A 22803-nucleotide genomic window follows, 5' to 3' on the forward strand; every position below is an offset into this window, starting at 1 on the left:
TCTACGCATGTTTCGCAAGAAACCAAAAGGGCAGCAACGGTAGAACCGTCGCCGCCCTTTCGCTGAGACTTTGGGGCCAAGAAGTCTCAGGTAGGCTTGAGCGCCCCGTCACCGCCGACCTCGTAGTCGGCGATCTGCTTGTTGCGCTCCGACGTCGCCCTCGCCCGGTGGTCGGTGGCGATCGTCACGTAAACCGCGGGCAGCACGAACAGCGTGAACAGTGTGCCGATCAGCATGCCCGCGACCACGACGAGGCCGATCGAGAAGCGGCTGGCCGCGCCGGCACCCGAGGCGGTCAATAGCGGGATCAGGCCGGTGACCATGGCCGCCGTGGTCATCAGGATCGGACGCAACCGGATGCGGGCGGCCATCTCGATGGCCGAACGGCGGTCGAGCCCCTCGTTGAGCTGCAGCTCGTTGGCGAATTCCACCATCAGGATGCCGTGCTTGGTGATTAGGCCGACCAGCGTCAGCAACCCGACCTGCGTATAGATGTTCATGGTCGCGACGCCGAAAAACAGCGGGATCAACGCGCCGACGATCGCCATGGGCACGGAGACCATGATGACCAGCGGGTCACGCAAGCTCTCGAATTGCGCCGCCAGCACCAGGAAGATGATGATCACGGCGAACGCAAAGGTGATGACGAGCTGGTTGCCCTCCTGCACATATTGCCGCGAGTCCGCCAGATAGTCGTGGCTGAAGCCGGCAGGCAAGTTCTTCGCCTCCTTCTCGAGGAAATCGACCGCCTGGCCGACCGTCACGCCCGGCATCGGCACCGCCGAGAAGGTCGCCGAGTTGAGCTGGTTGTAGTGCGTCAGCGCGTTCGGATCGGTGCCCGTCTCGATCGAGACGACGGTCGAAATCGGCACCAACTGCCCGGTGTTCGTCGGCACGTAATAGCCGCCAAGCGCCTCTGGCGACAGGCGAACCGCGCGCGGCACCTGCGGGATTACCTGGTACGAACGTCCCTCCAGGTTGAAGCGGTTGACGTAATTGCCGCCCAATAGCGTAGCCAGCGTGGCGCCGACCTGCTGCATGTTGATGCCGAGGTCGCTTGCCTTGGAACGGTCGACGCGGATCCGCACCACCGGCTGGTTGAAGTTAAGGTCGCTGTCCGAGACGATGAACATGCCGCTCTTGCGCGCGGCGGCCTTCAATTTCTCCATCTGCTCATAGATGGCCTGGAAGCTCGCGGTCGAATTGATCACCATCTGCACCGGCAGGCCGCCCGGACCTCCCGGCAGCGGCGGCAGGTTGAAGGCGAAGGCATTGACGCCTTCGATCTTGGACAGCTCCGCCTGCACCAGCGGCTTCAATGCGATCGACGAACGTTTGCGCTCATCCCACGGGGTGAGCAACATGCCGGCGATGCCGCTTTGCGCGCTCGGCGTGCCGTTCAGCACAAAGCGCAGATCCGTCTCCGGAAACTTCTGGAACGCCTTGTCCATCTTCTCGCCGTAGAAGTCGATGTAGTCGATGTTCGCGTATTTCGGCGCCTTGGTCAGCGCGAACACGATGCCCTGATCCTCTTCCGGCGCGAGCTCCTTCATGGTGTGCATGTAGAGGAAGCCGACAAGGCCCAGAATCGTCAGCGCGAACAGGCCGGTGATCGGACGGTAGTCGAGCGAGCGGTCAAGTTTGCGACCGTACCAGCGCGTCACCGCACCGAACACCCGGTTGACCACTCGCGCGAAACGTCCTTCCTCGGTATTCTTCAGGAGCACCGAGCACATCATCGGCGACAGCGTCAGCGCGATCACGCCCGACACGATCACCGAGCCCGCCAGCGTAAAGGCGAATTCGCGGAACAGTGCACCGGTAAGGCCGCCAAGGAAGCCGATCGGTGCGTACACCGCGGCGAGCGTGATGGTCATCGAGATGACCGGGCCCACGATCTCACGCGCACCGATCAGTGAGGCCTGGACCGGCGTCTTGCCCTCCTCGAGGTGGCGATGGATGTTCTCCACCACCACGATGGCATCATCGACCACGAGACCGATCGCGAGCACCATCGCCAGCAGTGTAAGGAGATTGATACTGAAGCCCATGATCAGCATCAGGCTGCAGACACCGACCAGCGACAGCGGGATCGTCACCACGGGGATGATGACCGACCGGATCGAGGCCAGGAACAGGAAGATCACCACGATGACGATGACGACGGCTTCGCCGAGCGTCTTCTCCACCTCGTCGATCGACGACTGAATGAACTTGGTGGAATCGTAGGCCACCTTCATCTTCAGCGACGGCGGCAGGTTGCGCTCGAGCTCCGGGAACAGGGCGCGGACGCCCTTCACCAGCGTCAGCGGGTTGCCTTGCGGAGTCGCGTTGATACCGATGAAGATCGCATGCTCGCCATTGAAGGCGACGCTCGCGTCCGTGCTCTGCGCGGCAAGTTCGACTTGCGCGATATCCTCCATGCGGACGAAGCCGCCCTCCTTCGACTTCACGATCATGCGCTTGAATTCATCGATATTGCGCAGGTCAGTGTTGGTCGAGACGTTGGAGACGACGTAGTAGCCCTTGGATTGGCCGGCGGCGGCCTGGAAGTTGTTGGCCGCAATCGCCTGCGCAACGTCTGTCGGCGATACGCCGCGGCCCGCCATCTTGACCGGGTCGAGCCACAATCGCATCGCGAAGGTCTGGCCGCCGAGGATGTCGGCGGAAGCCACGCCGTCAACCGTCGACAGTAGCGGCTGAACCACGCGCGTGAGGTAATCCGAGATCGCCGATCCCGACAGCTCCTCACTGGAAAAGCCGAGATACATCACGGCCGTGGTCTGGCCCGTTGTCTTCGTAACGACCGGGTCGTTCGATTCCTTCGGGATCAGGTATTTGACCGAGTTGACCTTGGCCAGCACCTCGGTGAGCGCCTGGTTCGGGTCGAAGTTCAGCTTGATGTAGACCTGGATCGTGGAGGTGCCGAGCACCGAGGAGGAGGTGATGTAGTCGACGCCCTCGGCGGAGGCGACCGCCTGCTCGATCGGCGTCGTAATGAAGCCCTGGATCAGGTTGGCCGACGCGCCGGGATAGCTGGTGGTGACGTTGACCACCGTGTTCGACAGTTTCGGATATTGGCGGATCGGCAGCACGGTCGCCGCGCGCAAGCCGATCAGGAGGATCAGCAGGCTGACGACGACCGACAGGACCGGCCGCTTGATGAAGATGTCGGTGAAGGACATTTACGGGGGTCCTGCTTCTCAATAGCGCGGCGGTTCGGCCGGGATCGGCGGCGTCGGCTCGGTGGAAATCGCAACCGCAGCGCCCGACTGCAGCTTGATCTGACCGAGCGCCACGACGCGGTCGCCGGCCTTCGCTCCACGAATGATTTCGGCGCGGCCGCCGAATCGCTTGCCGACCACGACGAAGGTACGCACGGCCGTCAGGCTGGTCTTGCCGTCGTTCTCCTTCTTCTCAGTGATCAGGTAGACCGAGTCGCCATAGAGCGAGTAGTCGACCGCGGTCTCCGGGACCGTGATCACCGGCGGCTTGTCGGGCAGCACCACCGTGGTGGTCGCGAACATGCCGGGCTTGAGGATCTTCTCCGGATTGGCGACCGTGGCCTGCACGCGGATATTGCGGGTGTCGGTCGCGACCTGCGGCTCGATCGTGGTCAGCTTGCCCTCAAAGACGCGATCCGGATAGGCGTCCACCTTGATGCGGACGGTCTGGCCGACCTTGAGCTGGCCGCTATCCTTTTCCGTCACAGTGAAGTTGTCGTAGAGCATGGACAGATCGGTCAGCGAGACGATCTGGTTGCCCGCGGTCAGATATTGACCGACCTCAACCCGGCGCACGCCAAGCTCGCCATCGAAGGGCGCGCGGACCAGCTTCTGGGAGATCAGCGCCTCAGTCTTGGCAATGCCGGCCAAGGCCTGGTCATACGCAGCTTGCGTCTGGTCGACCGTGGCCTGCGGCCCGAAATTGCGCGCCGCAAGCTGCTTGGCGCGTTCGAGCGAGAGCTGCGCCACCGTCGCCTGCGCCTTGAAGTTGGCGAGATCGCCCTGCTCCGGCCCATCGAACAGTTGCACCAGCGGCGCTCCCGCTTTCACCGCGGCGCCCGGAGCGAACAGGATCTCGGTGATGCGCCCCGAGACGTCGGAGGTGACGTTGACCTGGTGCACGGCGGCGAGCTCGCCGACCGCAGTCAACAGGTTGGGCACCACTTCCGACTTCGCCTCGGCCGCATTCACGGTCACCGGCGGCGGCTTCATATTGGCGAAGAACTCGCCGATCATCTTGGCGCGGAAATAGTTGAACCAGACCAGCCCGCCGACGACGACCGCCAGCAGCAATCCAATGATGATGAACCAGCGCCCCATCCTGACCGGCCGCTTGTGCGGCTTTTTATCGATCGGTTCGCCCTTGATATTCGTTTCGGTCACGATGTTCATGTCATGCACTTTCTGCTGTTACCGATTGTCCCTGGCTCGGTGACGGCTGACGGTTCAAATGAAAGGAGATTGCGGCTTCGGTGAGCCCGATGCCGCGCAGGATGAATTCGCATAGCTGACGCTCGAGGTCAGGCGCGTCGCCGTAGGTCAGGCACGGCGTCGTCGGCAGCCGCGTCAGCGCCGACATCAGCACGACATGATGCGCAAACCAGAACAGGTTGAGCGGCACGCTGCCGATACGGGTGGCGTCGCCGGCAGCAACGGCGCGTTCAATCGATGCGACGAAGATCGGTTCGATCAGACTGCCGATCTTGTCGTAGAGAAGCCGCGCGAACTCGCCGTCGTCGAGATGGCTGGAGGTCATCAGCCGCATCCGCTGCGCATCCTCCTCGTCCGGTCCCTGCGATACCTCCAGGAAGTGACGGACCATGCCTTTCACGAGTTCGACCAGGGTTGCGGTCGACGGCTCCTGCCCGAGCAGGTGCGCCAGATCAGAATCGGCTTCGCACTCTTCGGCGAGGATTTCGGCGTAAAGTGCCGCCTTGGAGGGGAAGTGCTTGAACAACAGCCCCTCCGAAATAGAGGCAGCGGCCGCCACGCTCTTGGTCGTGGTGCCGGCAAAGCCATGGCGGGCGAAGCATCGCTTGGCGGCGCTCAGAATCAACTGCCGCCGCAAGTCACTGGTCATGCGCAGGGTAGACATGCGCGTGAGTAATCACTCACCTTAAGGAATGTCAAGAATTTAGGGCGGTGCAAAAACAGAACTTAAGGTTGGGTCGAACCCGAACCTCCCGATAAGGTCTTGTACGGTCAGGGGGATATCGAGATGTCACACCTGACAAAAATCGGCAAGATGTCCATCGCTGAGTGCCGGCATCCTTCACCTCGCAGGGAGAGGTAAGGATCGCTAAATTGGCTGGTGGCCGAGCGAGCCGCGCAGCCGGTTGACGATGAAGGTGCCGTCGCGGCTCGACAGCACCCGCTCCAGATTGGCGCCGTCGATCTTGACATTGGCGAAGCGCGGACCGCGGCTCGCTTCCTTCAAAGACACCGCGAAAGCTTCGACCTCGGCCATGGTGGTAATGGCACGGCTGTCGGCGATGCCGCAGGCCTTGGCGACACCGACCAGGTCAACTGAAGCGGCAGTATGGCTGACCTGTCCGCCGGTCTCGCCATAGGCCTCATTGTCGAGCACGACGATCGAGAGATTGGCGGGTTTCTGCACGCCGACGGTGGCGAGGCTTCCGAGCCCCATCAGCATCTCGCCGTCGCCGGTGATGACGATCACCGGCAGCTCGGGCTGAGCCAGCGCGAGCCCGAGCCCGATCATGACCGCGCCGCCCATGCCGCCCCAGAGATAGAAATTGCGATCATCATCGCCGGCAGCGGCAATGTCATAGGTGGAGGCACCGAGGCCGCCGACCGCGATCGTGCCGTTACGATCCTTCAGCAACTCAGAGACGACCGAGCGGCGATCCAGAAGATTTGCCTTGCTCATTTCACGAACACCTTTGCTCCGATCAGCCGCTGCGACAGCAGCACGGCGGTCGGCGTAGCAGCATTATAGGCCTGCGCCGCGCCGGCCTCGACGACCTCGCGCACCTCCTCAGGATGCGTCGCACGCAGCACCTTAACGCCGCAAAGCTCAAAGGCGGCTTGCGTGTTCGATCCCATCGGCACCTGCCACGGATTGAACTCGCCCCATTCGCCGCGCATCGTCACCAGCGTCAGGAACGGGAAGCGGAAGATCTGCGTCAGCGACAGCATGTTGATGCAGTTGCCGACGCCGCTCGACTGCATCAGCAGCACGCCGCGCTGGCCGCCGGCCCAGGCGCCGAGCAACAGCGCCACGCCCTCCTCCTCCGTCGTCAGCGGAATGCCGCGCATGGTGGAGGAGCCGAGCACGCGCTCGATCAGTTGCGAATGCCCGGCGTCGGGCACGTAAGGCACCTGGCGGACATCGAAGCGCTGCAATGTCGAGAAAATCTCTTCCGGCCAGGCGGGCTGGCTGTCGGAGGCAGTTTCAGTGCGGGCGTGCATGGGCGTTTCCGAAGGAAGATGCGAGGCAGGCGAACTGTAAAGCGGCCGGCACTTTCCGGAAGAACAAAAACGGCATATCAGTTCTCAAAAAGAGTATGGCAGCATGACCGGAAACGCACGAGAGCTGGCTGAAAGTTTCGACCTGGAACGGCTGACGCCGGAATTCTATGCCAATCCCTATCCGACTTATCTTGCACTGCGGGAGAATGCGCCGGTCAAGCGCCTGCCAAACGGCTCCTATTTCCTGACCCGCTATGACGACCTCGTCACCGCGTACAAAAACACGAAAGCCTTCTCCTCCGACAAGCATAAGGAGTTTTCGCCGAAATACGGCGACAGCCTGCTCTACGAGCATCACACCACGAGCCTCGTCTTCAACGACCCGCCGGCGCATACCCGCGTGCGGCGCCTGATCATGGGCGCGCTGTCACCGCGCGCGATCGCGGCGATGGAGCCCGATCTGATCCGCCTCGTTGACGGCCTGCTCGATGCGATCGCCACGAAAGGAAGGTTTGACCTGATCGAGGACTTTGCCTCCCCGATCCCGGTCGAGGTGATCGGCAATCTGCTCGATGTGCCCCATGACGAGCGGGGCCCGTTGCGCGACTGGTCGCTGGCGATCCTCGGCGCACTCGAGCCGGTGATCTCATCGGAACAATTTGCGCGGGGCAACAAGGCGGTGAAGGACTTCCTCGCCTATCTCGAGACGTTGGTCGAGCGGCGGCGCGCGAAGCCGGGCAATCCCGAGCGCGACGTGCTGACGCGGCTGATCCAGGGCGAAGACAATGGCGAGCGGCTAACCACGAAGGAACTGCTGCACAATTGCATCTTCCTGCTCAACGCCGGCCACGAGACCACGACCAATCTGATCGGCAACGGCCTGGTGACGCTGCTGCATTATCCCGAGGAGAAGCAACGACTCATCGCGCAGCCGGACCTGATCAAGACCGCGGTCGAGGAGATGCTGCGCTACGAAAGCTCGAACCAACTCGGCAACCGCATGATCGTGGAAGAGGTCGAACTCGGCGGCATCAAGATGCCCGCGGGCACGCCGGTGACGCTCTGCATCGGCGCCGCCAACCGCGATCCCGCGCAATTCCCCGACCCCGAGCGCTTCGACATCGCGCGCACGCCGAACCGCCACCTCGCCTTCGCCACCGGCGCCCATCAATGCGCCGGAATGGCGCTGGCGCGGCTCGAAGGCGCGATCGCAATCTCGCGCTTCCTCGCCCGCTTTCCGAACTATGCGCCGGCCAGCGAGCCGATCCGCGGCGGCCGCGTCCGCTTCCGCGGATTTCTGAGCGTGCCGTGTACGGTCAATGCCTAGCGGCTGATCGGCTGGGTCTGCAGCTCTTCTGCGACCCATTCTTCAACGCTGTCCCACCGGCGCACCGTGGCCTCGCCAGCCCTCCTCGCGCAGTGCCGCGTGCGCGACTTGTGCTCGCCCGTCACCCTGCATCGCAAAATCGATGCGGGCCATACAAGCAAGAAACGAACGATTTCTGCGCTTGCGCGTTGAATGTTTGCGGGCGACCAGAGCCAGTGGGAGGGAGCTGCCATCATGCTTCCGCTCAGCGTTCGCGTTACAGCGTTCCTACTTGGTATCTCCGCAATCGCTTGGAGCGGCGGTTCGTTCGCCCAGGGGACCAAGGCTTTTCGGGGTGGCGGGGCTGGACCACCCCCCGCCATGGCGCGCCCTGCGCCACCCGCCATGGCCCGCCCCGCACCACCTCCGACAATGGCGCGACCTCCGGCAATGGCGCGACCGGCCGCACCGGCGATCCGTGCCGCTCCCCCGCCACAGCGGCCGGCCATGGCACCGCGTCCGGCGCCGCATATTGCCGCACCTCCGCGCGCGGCCGCACCACGAGTAGCCGGGCCACGACCTGAGATCCGCCGACCCGACATCCATCGTGGCCCGGCTGCGCCACCGCAGCGTCCCGCCACGGCAGGACGTCAAAGGCCCGACATCGCCGCACCGTCGCGCCCGACCCCATCGCCCGCTGTGGGCGCGCGGCCCTCGCGACAGGAACTGATCGAAACCCGTGCGCAGCAGCGTGAGCAGCGAATCCAAAAGCAGCAGCAGATGGTGCAGGAACGGCGGCGTGAGATGCTTTCGCGCCAGAGCGCCGAGCGCCAGACCCGCATCGATCGCCTGCAGCAGCGCGTGCAGCAACTGCAGTCGCAAAAGCCGGAAGGCGTGCGGGCGCAACGCGCGCAAGAGCGGTTGCTCCAGACGCGGAACCGCCAGATCCAGCGCGAGCAGCTTATGCAGCAACGTGATCAGGCGCGGCTGCAGCGGCTGACACCGCCGCCTTCCGCCGAGCGACCCGCCGCTGCTGCGGCCCTTGAGGCTGCAGCACGCGGACGATTTGCCGCGCACTTCCGCAGTAGTGATGCTCTGCAAGCCCAAGCGGCGCTCGCGCCCCGCGAGCAGGCCTGGGCGCCCCGCCATGCCTGGCGGCGCGGCAAGCACGCGGCGTTTGTTGCCTGGCTCGGCCCGGTGTTCTGGCCCTATGCCTATTCCGACATCTTCAACTACACTTTCTGGCCCTATGCCTACGAGCCCGGCTATTGGGCTTACGCTTACGACGACTTCGTCGACACCGTGTTCTGGGGTGCGGACAGTCCGTATTCCGCCTACGCCAGATACCCGGACCCCGGCGAGGCGATCACCGCTTACCGAGGCCGCCAACGCCCAAGCGCGAACCTGCAGGCTTTGCGGCAAGTGTGCGAAGCTCCGGACAAGGGCGTAACCGCTTGGCCGATCGCCGAGATCACGCGGGCCGTACAGCCGACATCCGCGCAGCGCGCTCTGCTCGACGAATTGAAGGCCGCGTCGGCAAAGGCTGCCGACGTGTTCAAGCAATCCTGCGCCGATTCCTACGCACTGACGCCGCCCGGCCGCTTGCGGGCGATGACGAACCGCGTCCGCGCCATGCTCGAGGCGGTGAAGATCGTGCGGCCGGCGCTGGAGCGGTTCTATGAGTCGCTGAGCGACGAGCAAAAGGCGCGCTTCAATGCGCTCGGTCCCAATGTCGGCGAACGTTCGCAACAGCAGCAGCAAGCGAGTGCTGCGTCCGAGGCCTGCGGCGATCCGAAATCCAGCCTGACGCAGCTGCCGATCGAACGGATCGAAGAGGTGATACATCCTGCGGGCAAGCAAAAGGAAGCGCTCGATCGCCTGAGCAACGCGACCAAGAAGGCGGTTGCAGGGCTGCAAGCTGCCTGCCCGGACGACGTGCCACTGACGCCGGTCGGACGGCTCGAGGCGATGGAGAAGCGGCTCGAGGCCATGCTGGAGGCAGCCGATTGGGTGCAAGCCGCATTGGACGAGTTCTATGCCACGCTGAGCAGCGAGCAGAAGGCGCGCTTCAATACGCTGCCACAGACTGCAGGCCAGTGATCACGCTTTTAGGGAGCCTTGAGTACCGACCCTAAACCGCGGTCCGGTGCCGCTCGATGCAGATCCGCAATGCTTCATCCATCGGGCGGCTCCACCAGTCGTTGGAGAAGATTTCGATCTCCGAATAGCCGGCAAAGCCTTGCGCTTCCACTGCTGCGCGTACGGATTTGATGTCGATCACGCCGTCGCCCATCATGCCGCGGTCGTTGAGGATGTCCTTGGTCGGCACCAGCCAGTCGCAGACATGGAAAGCAAGTAACCGGTCGTTGCCCGCGCGCGCGATCTGGCCCATCAACTCCGGATCCCACCAGATGTGATAGACGTCGAGCGCGACGCCGAGCATGCCGCTGCGCTGAGGATCCAGCGCATCGCAGATGTCAAGCGCCTGCTTTGTCGTGTTCACGCAGGCACGGTCGCCGGCATAGGCCGGATGCAATGGCTCGATCGCGAGCGGCAACTTCGCTCCTCTTGCATATTCCAGCATCTCGGCGATGCCATCATGCACCTGGTTGCGCGCAGCCGCGATGTCCTTCGAGGCCGCGCTGCCCGGCCGCGAATATTGCGGCAGGCCGCCGACAACAAGCACGATGCAGGAGGCGCCGAGTGCCGCGGCTTCGTCGACCGCGCGACGGTTGTCATCACGCGCTTCACCGCGATGGGCAGCGTCCGCGACGAACATGCCGCCGCGGCAATAGCCTGACAGGTCGAGGCCCGCATCGCGCACCGCGCGCACGGCGCGATCGAGGCCGATCAACGCAACCTGATCGCGCCAGGGGTCGATGGCGCGGATACCGTGGCGCGCGCAGGCTTCGATGATCTCGACCAGATTGCCCTGCTTGCGGACTGTCGCGGTGTTCAGCGACAGCCAGCGATGATCGGAAGAAAAATCTCTCATCAGGCGTCGATGCCGCGCGTTGCCAGCACCGTCTTCATCCGCCGCGTCGCCAATTCCGGATTGGCGAGCAGGCCGGCTGCGTCGGCCAGCCGGAACAGTTCGGCGAGATGCAGCGTCGAGCGCGCGCTCTCCTGTCCGCCCACCATGGTGAAGTGATCCTGGTGGCCGTTGAGATAGGCCATGAACACGATGCCGGTCTTGTAGAAGCGCGTCGGCGCCTTGAAGATGTGGCGCGACAGCGGCACCGTCGGCCCCAGCACGTCATGGAAGCCGGCCTCGTCGCCCGCGGCGAGCCGCGAGAGCGCGTAGGATGCGGCCGGCGCGATCGCATCGAAGATGCCGAGCAGCGCGTGCGAGAAACCCTGCTCGTCGCCCGCGATCAGTTCGGCATAGTTGAAGTCGTCGCCGGTATACATCTTGACCCGCGGATCAAGCCGCCGGCGCATGTCGATCTCGCGCTGCTTGTCGAGCAGCGATACCTTGACGCCGTCGACCTTCGCAGCGTGGTGATTGATGATGGCAACGGCCGTGTCCATCGCCTTGTCGAGCTCAGTGGTGCCCCAATATCCCGTCAGCGCCGGATCGAACATGTCGCCCAGCCAGTGGATGATCATGGGCTCGCGGACCTGCGACAGCACGCGGTCATAGACTTTTGCATAATCCTCCGCGCTGCGTCCGAGCTTTGCCAGCGCGCGCGACGCCATCAGGATGATGCGCCCGCCTGCCTTCTCAATCGCCGCGATCTGCTCCTCATAGGCGCGAATCACATCGTCCAATGTCCTGGCGTCCTCCACCGCGAGGTGATCGGTGCCGGCGCCGGAGAACACCAGCGCATTGCCCCTGGCCTTCGCTGCGTTCACCGAGCGCCGGATCAATTCCAGCGAGGTGCTCCAGTCGAGCCCCATGCCGCGCTGCGCGGTGTCCATCGCCTCGGCAACGCCGAGCCCGAGATCCCAGACATGTTCGCGGAACGCGATCGTCCTGTCCCAGTCGACCGCCGCCGTGAGCCACGGATCAACATCGGCACGCGAGTCAGCGACGACATGCGCCGCCGAGAACGCGACGCGATTCAGTGTGCCCTCGAGCTTGGCGGGAAAGGTCCGCGACGCTGCAAGACGATAGGTCTCGAGGCCGCCACCTGCGGTTGGCAGCTTCAGGGAGAGCGAAGACATCGATGGGACTGGCCTGTTCATAATCTTGTCCTCACAGCCTGATCGGTTCGACATCGATCCAGCGCCGCTCCTTCCAGCTCTTAAGCGCGCATTCGGCGAGCTGCACGCCCTTGGCGCCTTCGAGCAGCGTATACTTGTAGGGTGCGTCCTCGCAGACGTGGCGGATGAACATCTCCCACTGCTCCTTGAAACCGTTGTCGTAAGAGACATTGTCTGGCAGCTTCTGCCAGTCGGCATAGAAATCGTGCAGTCGCTTCTCGTCCGGATTCCACACGGGGCGCGGAGTCGCCTGCCGCGCCTGGATCATGCAGTCGGCCAGGCCTGCGACCGCCGAGCCATGGGTGCCGTCGACCTGGAAGGTGACGAGATCGTCGCGATAGACCCGCGTCACCCAGCTCATGTTGATATGCGCGATCACGCCACCCTTAAGCTGGAACGTGGCATAGGCGGAATCGTCAGCGGTGGCCTTGTAAGCCTTGCCCTTTTCGTCATAGCGCTCGGGGATGTCGGTCGTGCCAAGGCAGGAGATGCTCTGCACCTCGCCGAAGAGATTATCGAGGACGTAGCGCCAGTGGCAGACCATGTCGAGGATGATGCCGCCGCCGTCCTCGCTGCGATAGTTCCAGGACGGCCGCTGCGCCTCCTGCCAGCCGCCCTCGAACACCCAGTAGCCGAACTCGCCGCGCACCGAGAGCATGCGGCCGAAGAAGCCCGAGTCGCGCAGGAAGGCGAGCTTCTTCAGGCCCGGCAGGAACAGCTTGTCCTGCACCGTGCCGTGCTTGAGGCCCTTGGCGTTGGCGAGCTTCACCACCGCGATCGCCTCCTCCAGATTGGTCGCGATCGGCTTCTCGCAATAGACATGCTTGCCGGCGTTGATCGCCTTGGTCAGCAGCGAGGGCCGTGCCTGGGTGGTTGCGGCGTCGAAGAACACGGCGTCATCAGGATTGGCCAGCGCCTTGTCGAGGTCGGTCGTGACGCGCGCGATCTCGAAGCGTTTTGCCAGTCCGCCGACCTTCTCGGCGTCGCGACCGACCAGGATCGGGTCCGGCATGATGCGGTCGCCATTCGACAACAGCACGCCGCCCTGATTGCGGATCGCGACGATCGAGCGGATCAGATGCTGGTTGAGCCCCATCCGGCCTGTGACGCCGTTCATGATCAGGCCGAGACGTTTGGTGGTCATAGTGCTTGCTCCTGCAGAATTCTTGTCGTTGGCCGCGCGAGCGGCGACAGGGTGGACCAGTCCGGATGCACGGAAGTGGCAAAGCCCGGCGTCGTCAGCGACCCCGTCAACAGATCGCCGTCATGGATCGCGAGGCGCACCTTGCCGCCGACGCGGACATAGAGATCGGGATGCGCTGAGAGGAATGCCTCGGCTTCCGCCGCGGGCGTTTCGGCAAAGCCATCGACATAGTGGTGCCCGTTGCGTTCAGCGTGGGTGACACCGATCAGCGCGCCGAGCGCCAGATCCTGCTGCACGGCAAGCCCCGCCTGGCAGGTCAGATCCTCGCCACTGACGAAATATGCTTTGCCATCCGCGCTCCATTTCGCTGCGCGCGTCGCGTTGACGATCGACTTGTAGAGGCCCTTGCAGGATTTCGAGGAGATGCCGCGATAGCCAAGCGCCCGCACCGCCGGGAACGCATCGTAGGAATCATCGGCCTCGTCGATAATGAAGCCGCGTGTCGCCAGCGCGCCCAGCGCCGAGGCCTTGGTGATGTCGCGCGGCATCGGCTGCTCGATATAGAGCAGCTTTGAGGCGATCGGCTGCAATGCGCTATCATGGTCCAGGCGATCGCCCAGCGCGCCGAGCGCCGCAAGGTCGGCATATTGCTCGTTGGCGTCGAGCGTCACCTTGTAGTCGTGCGGCAGCGTTGCCAGTTCGTTGCCGATCCGGATCAGCCGCGCCGCGTCATGTTCGGGATCGCCGTTGAGCTTGAGCTTGAAGTAGCGCGCGCCGACGCTCTCTTTTGGATCGGCAACGCCGCCCTCGCCTTCGACCTTGTCGTCGAGGCCAACGGTGTGCCGGATCGCGACGCGATCGAGCCGCTTGCGCCCTGCAAGAAAGCCGGAAATCTCTTCATCGCTCAAGTCGGGCGACAGCCGCGCATCGATACCGGCAATGTTCTGCGCCATGCCGTCGAAGAAGTTGACGCCGACCGCGCGCAACAGCGCATCCAGGATCGCCTTGTCGATTTCCGCCGGCCCATAGGCTGCCGCCAATGGCGGGATATCCTCTCTTGCGCAGGCCTCGACCTGCGCGCCAATGCAGGCTGCATGCAGGCCGAACGCCGTCTCAAAAGTCGAATGCGCCAGATAAAGCTCGCGCGCGATCAATAGCGACCGCCGAAGTTCGTCCACGGTCTCTTCCGGCGCCAGCTGCGGTCGCTTGTCGAACCATTTCGGCACTAGGAACTCGGCGCTCGCACCCACCGCCCGCCCCTTCCCCTCGACCTCGATCTCAACCCTCACGAAGGCTTGGGGGGTCGCATTGACCACGACCGCGCCAAAGCGGAACGGCCGAGCAAAGCTGACCGGACGTTCGAACAGGGCGATATCTCGGACAATGAGGGGCGGCATCGAAGCTCAGTCCAGCGACCCTTGCGTGAAGAAATGCTTGCGAATGCGCTGCACCAGTTCGGTGAAGACGGGATCTGACATCGCATCCAGCGAGCGCGGCCGCGGCAGCGGCACGTCGTAGATCGCGGCGATCGCGCCGGGCCGCTCGGTCATCACAAGCACGCGGTCGGCGAGAAACACGGCCTCGGGAATCGAGTGCGTGATCAGCAGCACCGTCTTGCCGGTCTCGCGCTGGATCCGCATCAGCTCGACATTCATGCGCTCGCGCGTCATGGCGTCCAGCGCGCCGAACGGCTCGTCCATCAGCATGATCTTGGGATCATGCACCAGCGCGCGGCAGATCGAGGCGCGCTGCTGCATGCCGCCGGAGAGCTGCCACGGCAGCTTCTTCTCGAAGCCTTCGAGGCCGACCAGCTTCAGAAGCTCTTTCGCGCGCGGCAGGTACTTCTCCCGCGACAGCTTCTTCATGTCGATCGGCAGCATCACGTTGGAGAGGATGTTCCTCCACGGTAGCAGCAGCGCGTTCTGGAAGACGATGCCGACATTGCCGTGCGGCTTCGTCACCTGTTCGCCCTCGACCAGGATATCGCCGGTCGTGGGCGGCAACAGGCCGGAGATCATCTTGAGCAGAGTCGACTTGCCGCAGCCGGATGGGCCGACCACGACGAAGAACTCGCCCTGATTGATGTGGAAGTCGAGCGGCCGCAGCGACGGCACGTCTCCATCGCGCGAGCGATAAGTCTTGGAGACTCCGGACAGCTTGATGCCGGACGTCTCGCCGGCGGCACGGTCGGAAACCAGGCGCAGATGCGCGGCTGGTTGGTCCACATGGCTTTGGCTTTGTGTCGCCGGCTTCATCGGCAGCGCTTTCACGAGTCGCCCTTCGGCAGATAGTCGTTGGTGTAGAAGGCCTTCGGATTGTCCTTGGCCTTGGGATCGAGCCCGCCATATTCGACCATCAGATTGACGGAGTCCGTCATGTTCTGATCGGTGACCTGGAATGGTCGCTTGGTCTTGGTCTCACTGGTGCGATAGAGCGGGATCGTCAATTCAAAGCCTTGCGTCAGGGTCTCGATCTTGCCGCCCTTGGGGTTGGCATCGAGGATCGACTGCGCCGCCGCCTTCGGCTCCTTCTCGGCGGCTTCCACCGCCTTGGTCGTCACCGACATGAAGCGGCGGACGAGATCGGCGTTGGCTTTCACATAATCGCTGTTGGCGATGATGCCCGAGGAGACCAGCTGGATGCCGTAGTCGGCGAACTTGATCGGATAGACATCCTTGCCGGTGGCGTCCTTGATCTTCATTGACTGGTCCATGACGTAGCCGAGCAACAGATCAGCCTGACCGTTGATGACCGCGTTCAGCTTGGTCTGGCCGTCGCCGGCGACCGTCTGGAAATCGCTCTCCTTCAGGCCGGTCTTCTTCAGGAACAGCGGCCAGATCTGCGTCATGGAATCTGCCGGCGTGATCGCAACCGTCTTGCCCTTGATGTCCTCGGGCTTCCGGATGTTCTTGTCGACGAAGCCCATCGCCGACATCGGGCTGGTCTGCAGCAGCACGCCAGTTGCGATGACGGGCGCACCCTTCACCGCCGCGCGCATCATGGTGGGGATGTCGACATAGCCGAAATTGGCGGTCTTGGCGGCCACCGCCTGCGTGGTCGCAGCTGAGCCGCGGCCCTCCTGGATTTCGAGGTCGATGCCCTCGGCGGCATAGATGCCCTTGGCCTTGCCGTAATAGAACGGCGCGTGCTCGCCATAAACGTACCAGTTCAGCATCAGCACCACCTTGTCGGCGGCCGATGCCGGAAGCACCGAAATCGCCGTCAAGGTTAGCGTCGCCAAGACTACAGCTATCAATCGCATCTTGTTCTCCTCCCTCTCCCCGTCATTGCGAGCGAAGCGAAGCAATCCATCCTTCCACCTGCGGCGCCATGGATTGCTTCGCTTCGCTCGCAATGACGACAAACCTTTATGTTGTTGTCTTTCTCGATAACTCACGAAGCGAAAATAATGTCCTCGCGCTGGCTGACGTGCCAGGGAATAACCAGGCGTTCGATACGGTCGACGACCCAGAACAGGACGACGCCCAGCAGCGCCAGGATCACCAGCGCTGCGAACATCGTCGGCAGGTCAAAGGTTCCAATCGAGCGCTGCATCACATAGCCAATGCCGGAATTGGAGCCGACGAACTCGCCGACAACGGCACCGACCACCGCCAGCGTCACCGATACTTTCAGTCCGGAAAAGATCGCCGGCATTGCATGCGGCAGGTTGACGGCGCGGAACACCTGGAAGCGGCTGCCCTGCATCGCGCGCGCGAGATCGACCATATCAGGATCAACCGATTTGAATCCCTGCACCGCCGAGACCACCACCGGGAAGAAGCCGAGCAGGAACGCCGAGATCACCTTCGGGATGATGCCGAACCCGAACCACACCACGAACAGCGGCGCGATCGCGATCTTCGGCACCGACTGCGAGAACACCAAGAGCGGATATACATAGCTTTCCACCGTCTTCGATCCCGCGATCAGCATCGCAACGGGAATGCCGAACACGGCCGACAACAGGAAACCGCAGATCGTCGCATACGTCGTCGGCCAGGACTGCCGCAAGAGTTCCGGCCAGTCCGTCCGCAGCACGGCGACGACGTCTCCCGGCGCCGGGATCTGGTAGGCGGGAATCTGGAACAGGCGGATGGCGAGGTCCCAGGCCACTACGATGAACACCAGGAACAAAAATGGGCGCACCCACGCCGCATTCAGCAGCCTCGACAGGCCGCCCGCGTCCTTGCTCTCCGCCACGTTCCGTTTCCCTGCTTGGATTGTTATCGGAGGGGAAATTAACCCGTTGGATAAATACTGTCCAGCCCGATTCCATCAAGCTTTTGGGCGCACTCCGTCGTCATGCCCGGGCCTTGACCCGGGCATGACGACGCAATGCAACAATTGCGCGCTAAGGGTTAAACTGCCTGCTGCGCCGTCACCTGGAGCTTCGGCGCCTTGCTCTTGCCGAACGCTGCGATCGACTTTCCGGTGAGCGCTGCCAATACCAGCGCAATCATGTGCTCCAGTCGTTCATCGCGGGCGTCCTTCGACAAGAGATCGCGGCCGAAGATCACGCTCAGCGTCGCGCTGTTGGAGAGATAGAAGAAGGCGAGCGCGGCGATCGAGATGTAGAGCTGCACGGGATCGACTGCGACGCGGAAATCGCCGCTCTCCACGCCGCGTGTCACGACGGTGCGGATCATCTCGACGAACGGCGAATGCATCGATTTGACCTTGGTCGAACGCTTCAAATGCCGCGCTTTTGCAAGATTCTCGGTATTCAGCAGCGCCAGGAATTCCGGGTTGCGGATGAAATAGTTCCAGGTGAAATCGATCAGGCGCGCGATCGCCTCGGGCGGCTCGAGGTGTTCGAGATCGAGCCCACGTTCCTCGGCGCGGATCTTCTCATAGGCGCCTTCGAGCACCTCGAGATAGAGGTCCTCCTTGTTGCCGACGTGGTAGTAGAGCATGCGCTTGTTGGCGCCGGCGTTCTTGGCGATGCTGTCGACGCGCGCGCCGGCGAGCCCATGGGCAGCAAACTCCGCCTTCGCGGCCTCCAGGATGCGCAGCCGCATCCCTTCGGGGTCACGCTGCCACTTCAGAATTCGCTTTGTCTTGGCCAATCGGATCGCTCAATTCAGTCGGAACGCTGGATGTAGCACGGCGCGCAGCGTTTGAGAATGAATCTCCGCACCTCCGTCATTGCGAGCGCAGCGAAGCGTGCCACCATCGCGAGCGCGGTGCTGGATGGTGGGCACGGCGCAAGTGCGCCTTTGCCCACCCTACGGACTGGAGCAGACGTGAGAGAATCGTTACGCCGCCACTGGCGGAGCGGATGGCTGCACCAGCAACGTCGGCACGCTGCAGGTGCTATTGCGCACGGTCATCACGCGCGTGCCCCGCTTGCGGCCGGTGCGGATCTCCGAGATGTCGACGCCGGCGGCAACAAGCCGTGCATGCGTGGCGTCGATGTCGGTGACACGCCAGCAGATGCCACGCAAGCGGTCCGGTGCGTCGGCTTCCAGCTTGCCGGGCTTGTGCGCGACCTCGACAACCAAATCGCCGCAGCGGAAGAACATCAGCCGGCCCCAATCGGGATGCGCCCGGTCCAGCGCCATGTTGAGGCCGAGGCGGGCGCCATAGAGCGCGGCGGTCCGTTCGGGATCGGCGGTCGCGACGACCACATGATCCATCGCAGTGATGCCTGCGGGCTGGCTGCGGACCGAGAGCGGACGCTCCTTCTCCCGCTCGAGGAAAAACAGTCGCACGCCGCGCGTCGCGTCGGTGGCGGCGCGGGTGCGCTTCCACGACAGTGTCGCCCCAGAAATCTCGTCCTGGCTCTCCACCTCCGAGACCGGCTCGGGCCGCAGCGTTAGCCGTTCCAGCCGGCGGCGCATCCTTTCGATGTCGTTGGTCCGGAAGCACAGGCTCGCGAGCCCCTCGCCCTGCGATGCCAGCACCGCGCGGATGCGGCCGGCGTTTTCGCCTTCGCCGCTCGGCGCCATCAATTCCAGCGACGTGTTGTCGAGCGTGAACAGTACCCGCGCGGCGCCATCGCTGACATTCTTCCATGCTGGCGAGCGCGCGAACAGCGTCTCGTAGGCGGCCGTCGCCGCTTCGATATCGCCGGTGAGGACAACGGCATGGTCCAGCGCGGTGATCATGGGAACAATCCCCGGGTGTTCTTGGCGGCGCGGACCTTCTCCACGCCGGTGGCCATCGCCGCGGTGCGATGCGGGATGTTGTCGGTCTTCGCGCGCTTCAGCATCGTCTCGAATGCGCGATCGAGGATCTGGTATTCGCGCCGCATCACCTCCTCCTCTTCCCAAAACAGTTGCTGCAGATCCTGCACCCATTCGAAGTAGCTGACCACCACGCCGCCGGAATTGCAGAGAATGTCGGGAATGAGGAAGATCTCATTGCGGCGCTTGTCCAGGACAAGATCTGCCTCCGGCGTGGTCGGGCCATTGGCGCCTTCCGCCAGCACGCGGCACCGGAGCTTGCCGGCGATCTCGGCGTCGATCACGCGCTCCATCGCTGCCGGCACCAGCACGTCACAGGGCAGCGTCAGCACTTCGGCGGGATCGAAATGCAGTTCGTTGGAGAAACCGGCGATGCTGCCATGCAACTGCGCATGGTGTATCAACGCCGGGATATCGAGACCCTTCTCGTCATAGAGCGCGCCGGTGTGGTCTGAGATCGCCGTTATCTTGAGGCCGTAGTGATGCAGTTCCAGCGCCGCATAGGAGCCGACATTGCCGAAGCCCTGGATCACGGCGGTGGCGCCGGAGGGATTGATCGCAAGCTCGTTCAGCACCCGTCTCGCAAGATAGGCGACGCCGCGCCCGGTCGCCTCGCGCCGGCCGAGCGTGCCGCCGGAAGAGACCGGCTTGCCCGTGACGATCTCGGTCACGGTCTGGCCCTGGTACATTGAATAGGTGTCCATGAACCAGGCCATCACCTGCTCATTGGTGCCCATGTCCGGGGCCATCACGTCGGTATGCGGGCCGACGAACGGAATCATCTCCTGCATGTAGCGACGCGAGAGCGACTCCAGCTCGCGCTTGGAGATCTGGGTCACATCGACATTGACCCCGCCCTTGGCGCCGCCATAGGGCAGGCCGACGAGGGCGCATTTCCAGCTCATCCAGATCGCGAGCGCGGCAACCTCGCCGATATCGACGGAGGGCGCAAAACGGGTGCCGCCTTTGGTCGGGCCCATGGTGAGGTGGTGCTGGACACGATAGCCCTCGAACACCGCCACCGTGCCGTCATCGCGGTGGATTGGGCACGAGACGGTGACGGACCGCTTCGGCATCAGCAGCCGCTCGCGCTCGTCCATCGGGATTTCGAGGTGATTGGCGATCACGTTGAACTGGTTCACGGCCATCTCGAACACCGGGCCGGAATATACGGTCATCGTCCTACCCCTTTGTCTTTCAACCAGGAACTCAGGACAGCCGCCGTCCGTTACCGGATGGCATGCTGGCAAAAACCGGGAACGGTGGTAGTCCTCTCACCTGGCCATCTCAAGCCGCAAACAGGGCATGGTTGCGAATAATTTCAGCGAACGCACATAATATCCGGTGCTAAGCTGAAGCTGCCGCCGGGATCATCCATCACCCCACGACGGAAAACGAATGCAGGCTCTCTTCATCGGACAGACCTATATCGACGTCACCTTCATCACCGATCATCTGCCGACCGGCGACGAGAAACATGTGGCCGACGCCTACGCGGTCTCCTTCGGCGGTAATGCGGTCACTGCGGCATTTTGCTGCGCCAAGCTCGGGATCGTACCGGATCTGATCGCCACCATGGCCAATGACTGGCTGGGGCGGATGTTCTGGGACATGGCCGCGAAGTACGGAATCTCCGTCCATCCGCGCAAGGTCAACTCGTCATCGCTGTCCTTCATCATGCCGAACGACGGCAAGCGCGCCATCGTCCGCTGCCGCGACGACGAGCATATCCATCCGTTCCCGCTTTTGAACCTGAAGGGTTGCCGCGCGCTGCACATCGATGGCCACCAGCCGGATGCCGCCATCCATTATGCAAGACTCTGCCGCGAGGATGGCATACTGACCTCGCTCGACGGCGGCGGCCTGCGCACCAACACCCATGAGCTGTTGCAATATATCGACGTTGCAATCGTCGCCGAGCGTCTCTGCGAACAGATGGACCTGACGCCGGAAAAGATGCTCGATTATCTCAAGGGGCGCGGCTGCCGGGTTGGCGGCGTTACGCTGGGTGAGAGAGGTGTGCTCTGGTACGACGAAGCCGGCGTGGTCCGCACCATGCCCGCGCTGCCGATCCCGCGCGAGCGCGTCATCGACACCAACGGCGCCGGCGACGTGTTCCACGGCGCCTACATCTATTCCTATCTCGCGCATCCCGGCACAGCCTGGAAGGATCATTTCGAGTTCGCGCGCGCGGCCTCCACCTACAAGATCCAGAAGCTGGGCAACGAGGCGGGACTGCCCTCGCTTGCCGACATCGAGGCTGTGAAGCGGGAGTTCCAAGTCAACGCATAACGTCAACGCTAAGGAGCGTTTTTCAGCATGGGGCGGATTTTCGTCGCCGGCAGCATCAACATGGATGTGGTCGCGACGGCCGAGCGTCACCCGCGCGTCGGCGAAACCATCGCCGGCAGCGCCGTGCTGTACTTCCCCGGCGGCAAAGGCGCCAACCAGGCGGTCGCCGCCGCCAAGCTCGGCGCGGCAACCACGCTGATCGGCCGGCTGGGCAAGGACGCCTTCGGCCAGGAGCTGAGAACATTCTTGGCGGCGCAGGGCGTCGATCTCAGCTTTGTCAAGGACACCGCCGAGGCGCACACTGGCACGGCGATTATCACGGTTGCGGATGCGGACAACACCATCGTCGTGGTGCCCGGCGCCAATGCGATGGTGCGCTCTGAGGATCTCGCGGCGCCGGTGCTTGCGAGAGATGACATAGCGGTGAGCCAGTTCGAAATCCCACTCGCCGCGATCACCGTCTTCTTCAAGCAAGCTCGCGCCGCCGGCGCGACCACGATCCTCAATCCCGCACCGGCAAGGAAATTCGAGCGCGAATTGCTCGACCTCGTCGATATCCTCGTCCTCAACGAGACCGAGCTCGGCTTCCTCACCGGACGGGAGCTGCGCGACAGCGACGAACGCGCTCGCTTTCTCGATGCAGCCCGTTCATTGGCGGGAAAAGACAGGATCGTCTGCGTCACGCTCGGCAAGCGCGGCGTGCTGGCGCTGGTCAAAGGTGAGCCGCTGGTCGTAGCCGGACGCGAGGTCAAGGCGATCGACACCACCGGCGCCGGCGATTGCTTCGTCGGCGCACTGGCGTCGCAGCTCGCTATTGGAAGCAATCTTCGCGATGCGCTGGGTTATGCCAATGCCGCCGCATCTATCTGCGTGCAACGAATGGGAGCGGCGCCGTCGATGCCGACGGCGGCAGAAGTGACGCACCTTCTCGGTGCGTAGCAACCATTAGATCGATAGGTTGTGGGCAATTGGATTGTCCGACGGCCGTTGAGCATGACGCCGTGCTCGCGGCCGTCAAGGCGTGGCCTGGCGGCAGCGTGGCGAGGGGAGAGATTGAGGCAACGGCCATCCTTGACGGCCACTGCGCGCGCCGTCGTGGAGACGGCAGGTCGGGACGAAGAAACGGTGCTCCGGTCGAACAAAGAAACTGGGTCAGGCAAGAGATGGGATCGCGGCTGCGGCCGCCGCCGGGGGCTTGTCGTGCCACGGCGTGCCGCGCGCCACGACGGT

At 63.5% G+C, this 22803-nt stretch carries 19 protein-coding genes; 4 read left to right on the plus strand and 15 right to left on the minus strand.

What is annotated here, in order from left to right; genetic code table 11:
• Nucleotides 1-86 precede the first annotated feature (86 nt).
• The 5 genes from J6497_RS23290 to J6497_RS23310 form a co-directional block, all read right to left on the minus strand.
• A complete protein-coding gene (locus J6497_RS23290; protein ID WP_225706615.1) occupies nt 87-3185 on the minus strand; it encodes a MexW/MexI family multidrug efflux RND transporter permease subunit in 3099 nt (1032 codons plus the stop codon).
• Between the two features lie 18 nt (nt 3186-3203).
• The gene (locus J6497_RS23295; RefSeq protein ID WP_225706616.1) at nt 3204-4397 is read right to left on the minus strand and encodes an efflux RND transporter periplasmic adaptor subunit; all 1194 of its coding nucleotides are present in this window, start codon (nt 4395-4397) and stop codon (nt 3204-3206) included.
• A 1-nt stretch (nt 4398) separates the two neighbouring features.
• Nucleotides 4399-5100: a TetR/AcrR family transcriptional regulator gene (locus tag J6497_RS23300; protein ID WP_225706617.1), complete on the minus strand. Its 702-nt coding sequence runs from the start codon at nt 5098-5100 to the stop codon at nt 4399-4401.
• A gap of 204 nt (nt 5101-5304) precedes the next feature.
• Nucleotides 5305-5895 carry a thiamine pyrophosphate-dependent enzyme gene (locus tag J6497_RS23305; protein WP_225706618.1) on the minus strand — a complete coding sequence of 197 codons (591 nt, stop codon included), beginning with the start codon at nt 5893-5895 and terminating at the stop codon, nt 5305-5307.
• The gene (locus J6497_RS23310) at nt 5892-6437 is read right to left on the minus strand and encodes a phosphonopyruvate decarboxylase (protein WP_225706619.1); all 546 of its coding nucleotides are present in this window, start codon (nt 6435-6437) and stop codon (nt 5892-5894) included. The genes J6497_RS23305 and J6497_RS23310 overlap by 4 nt, the downstream gene beginning before the upstream one ends.
• Before the next feature lie 103 nt (nt 6438-6540).
• Between J6497_RS23310 and J6497_RS23315 the strand changes: the two genes are divergently transcribed.
• Entirely contained in the window at nt 6541-7764 is a 1224-nt protein-coding gene (locus tag J6497_RS23315) for a cytochrome P450 (protein ID WP_225706620.1), read from the plus strand.
• Nucleotides 7765-8523: 759 nt separating this feature from the next.
• The gene (locus J6497_RS23320; protein ID WP_225706621.1) at nt 8524-9843 is read left to right on the plus strand and encodes a Spy/CpxP family protein refolding chaperone; all 1320 of its coding nucleotides are present in this window, start codon (nt 8524-8526) and stop codon (nt 9841-9843) included.
• A gap of 31 nt (nt 9844-9874) precedes the next feature.
• Here J6497_RS23320 and J6497_RS23325 read toward each other — a convergent pair whose 3' ends face one another.
• The 10 genes from J6497_RS23325 to J6497_RS23370 form a co-directional block, all read right to left on the minus strand.
• On the minus strand, nt 9875-10738 hold the full coding sequence (locus J6497_RS23325; RefSeq protein ID WP_225706622.1) for a sugar phosphate isomerase/epimerase family protein: 864 nt from the start codon (nt 10736-10738) through the stop codon (nt 9875-9877).
• Entirely contained in the window at nt 10738-11931 is a 1194-nt protein-coding gene (locus J6497_RS23330; protein WP_225706623.1) for a dihydrodipicolinate synthase family protein, read from the minus strand. The genes J6497_RS23325 and J6497_RS23330 overlap by 1 nt, the downstream gene beginning before the upstream one ends.
• A gap of 10 nt (nt 11932-11941) precedes the next feature.
• Nucleotides 11942-13093, minus strand: a complete 1152-nt coding sequence (locus J6497_RS23335; protein ID WP_225706624.1) for a Gfo/Idh/MocA family protein — start codon at nt 13091-13093, stop codon at nt 11942-11944.
• On the minus strand, nt 13090-14490 hold the full coding sequence (locus tag J6497_RS23340) for an enolase-like domain-containing protein (protein WP_225706625.1): 1401 nt from the start codon (nt 14488-14490) through the stop codon (nt 13090-13092). Before J6497_RS23340 ends, J6497_RS23335 begins: the two co-directional genes overlap by 4 nt.
• Nucleotides 14491-14496: 6 nt before the next feature.
• Nucleotides 14497-15348, minus strand: a complete 852-nt coding sequence (locus J6497_RS23345; protein ID WP_225706634.1) for an ABC transporter ATP-binding protein — start codon at nt 15346-15348, stop codon at nt 14497-14499.
• An 11-nt stretch (nt 15349-15359) separates the two neighbouring features.
• Nucleotides 15360-16355, minus strand: coding sequence for an ABC transporter substrate-binding protein (locus J6497_RS23350; RefSeq protein WP_225706626.1), 996 nt, complete (start codon nt 16353-16355; stop codon nt 15360-15362).
• Between the two features lie 131 nt (nt 16356-16486).
• Nucleotides 16487-17296 (minus strand): ABC transporter permease, encoded by an 810-nt coding sequence (locus tag J6497_RS23355; protein ID WP_225706627.1) that lies wholly within the window; start codon nt 17294-17296, stop codon nt 16487-16489.
• 158 nt (nt 17297-17454) lie between these two features.
• Entirely contained in the window at nt 17455-18162 is a 708-nt protein-coding gene (locus J6497_RS23360; RefSeq protein WP_225706628.1) for a TetR/AcrR family transcriptional regulator, read from the minus strand.
• A gap of 189 nt (nt 18163-18351) precedes the next feature.
• Nucleotides 18352-19203 carry a VOC family protein gene (locus J6497_RS23365; RefSeq protein WP_225706629.1) on the minus strand — a complete coding sequence of 284 codons (852 nt, stop codon included), beginning with the start codon at nt 19201-19203 and terminating at the stop codon, nt 18352-18354.
• Nucleotides 19200-20459: a Glu/Leu/Phe/Val family dehydrogenase gene (locus J6497_RS23370; protein ID WP_225706630.1), complete on the minus strand. Its 1260-nt coding sequence runs from the start codon at nt 20457-20459 to the stop codon at nt 19200-19202. The genes J6497_RS23365 and J6497_RS23370 overlap by 4 nt, the downstream gene beginning before the upstream one ends.
• 220 nt (nt 20460-20679) lie before the next feature.
• Here J6497_RS23370 and J6497_RS23375 point away from each other — a divergent pair, with 220 nt between their 5' ends.
• Entirely contained in the window at nt 20680-21573 is an 894-nt protein-coding gene (locus J6497_RS23375; protein WP_225706631.1) for a sugar kinase, read from the plus strand.
• Nucleotides 21574-21600: 27 nt separating this feature from the next.
• Nucleotides 21601-22512, plus strand: coding sequence for a ribokinase (gene rbsK, locus J6497_RS23380; RefSeq protein WP_225706632.1), 912 nt, complete (start codon nt 21601-21603; stop codon nt 22510-22512).
• Nucleotides 22513-22803: the final 291 nt, after the last annotated feature.

Origin of the sequence: Bradyrhizobium cenepequi, from assembly GCF_020329485.1 — a bacterium.
GTDB classification, from domain to species: domain Bacteria; phylum Pseudomonadota; class Alphaproteobacteria; order Rhizobiales; family Xanthobacteraceae; genus Bradyrhizobium; species Bradyrhizobium cenepequi.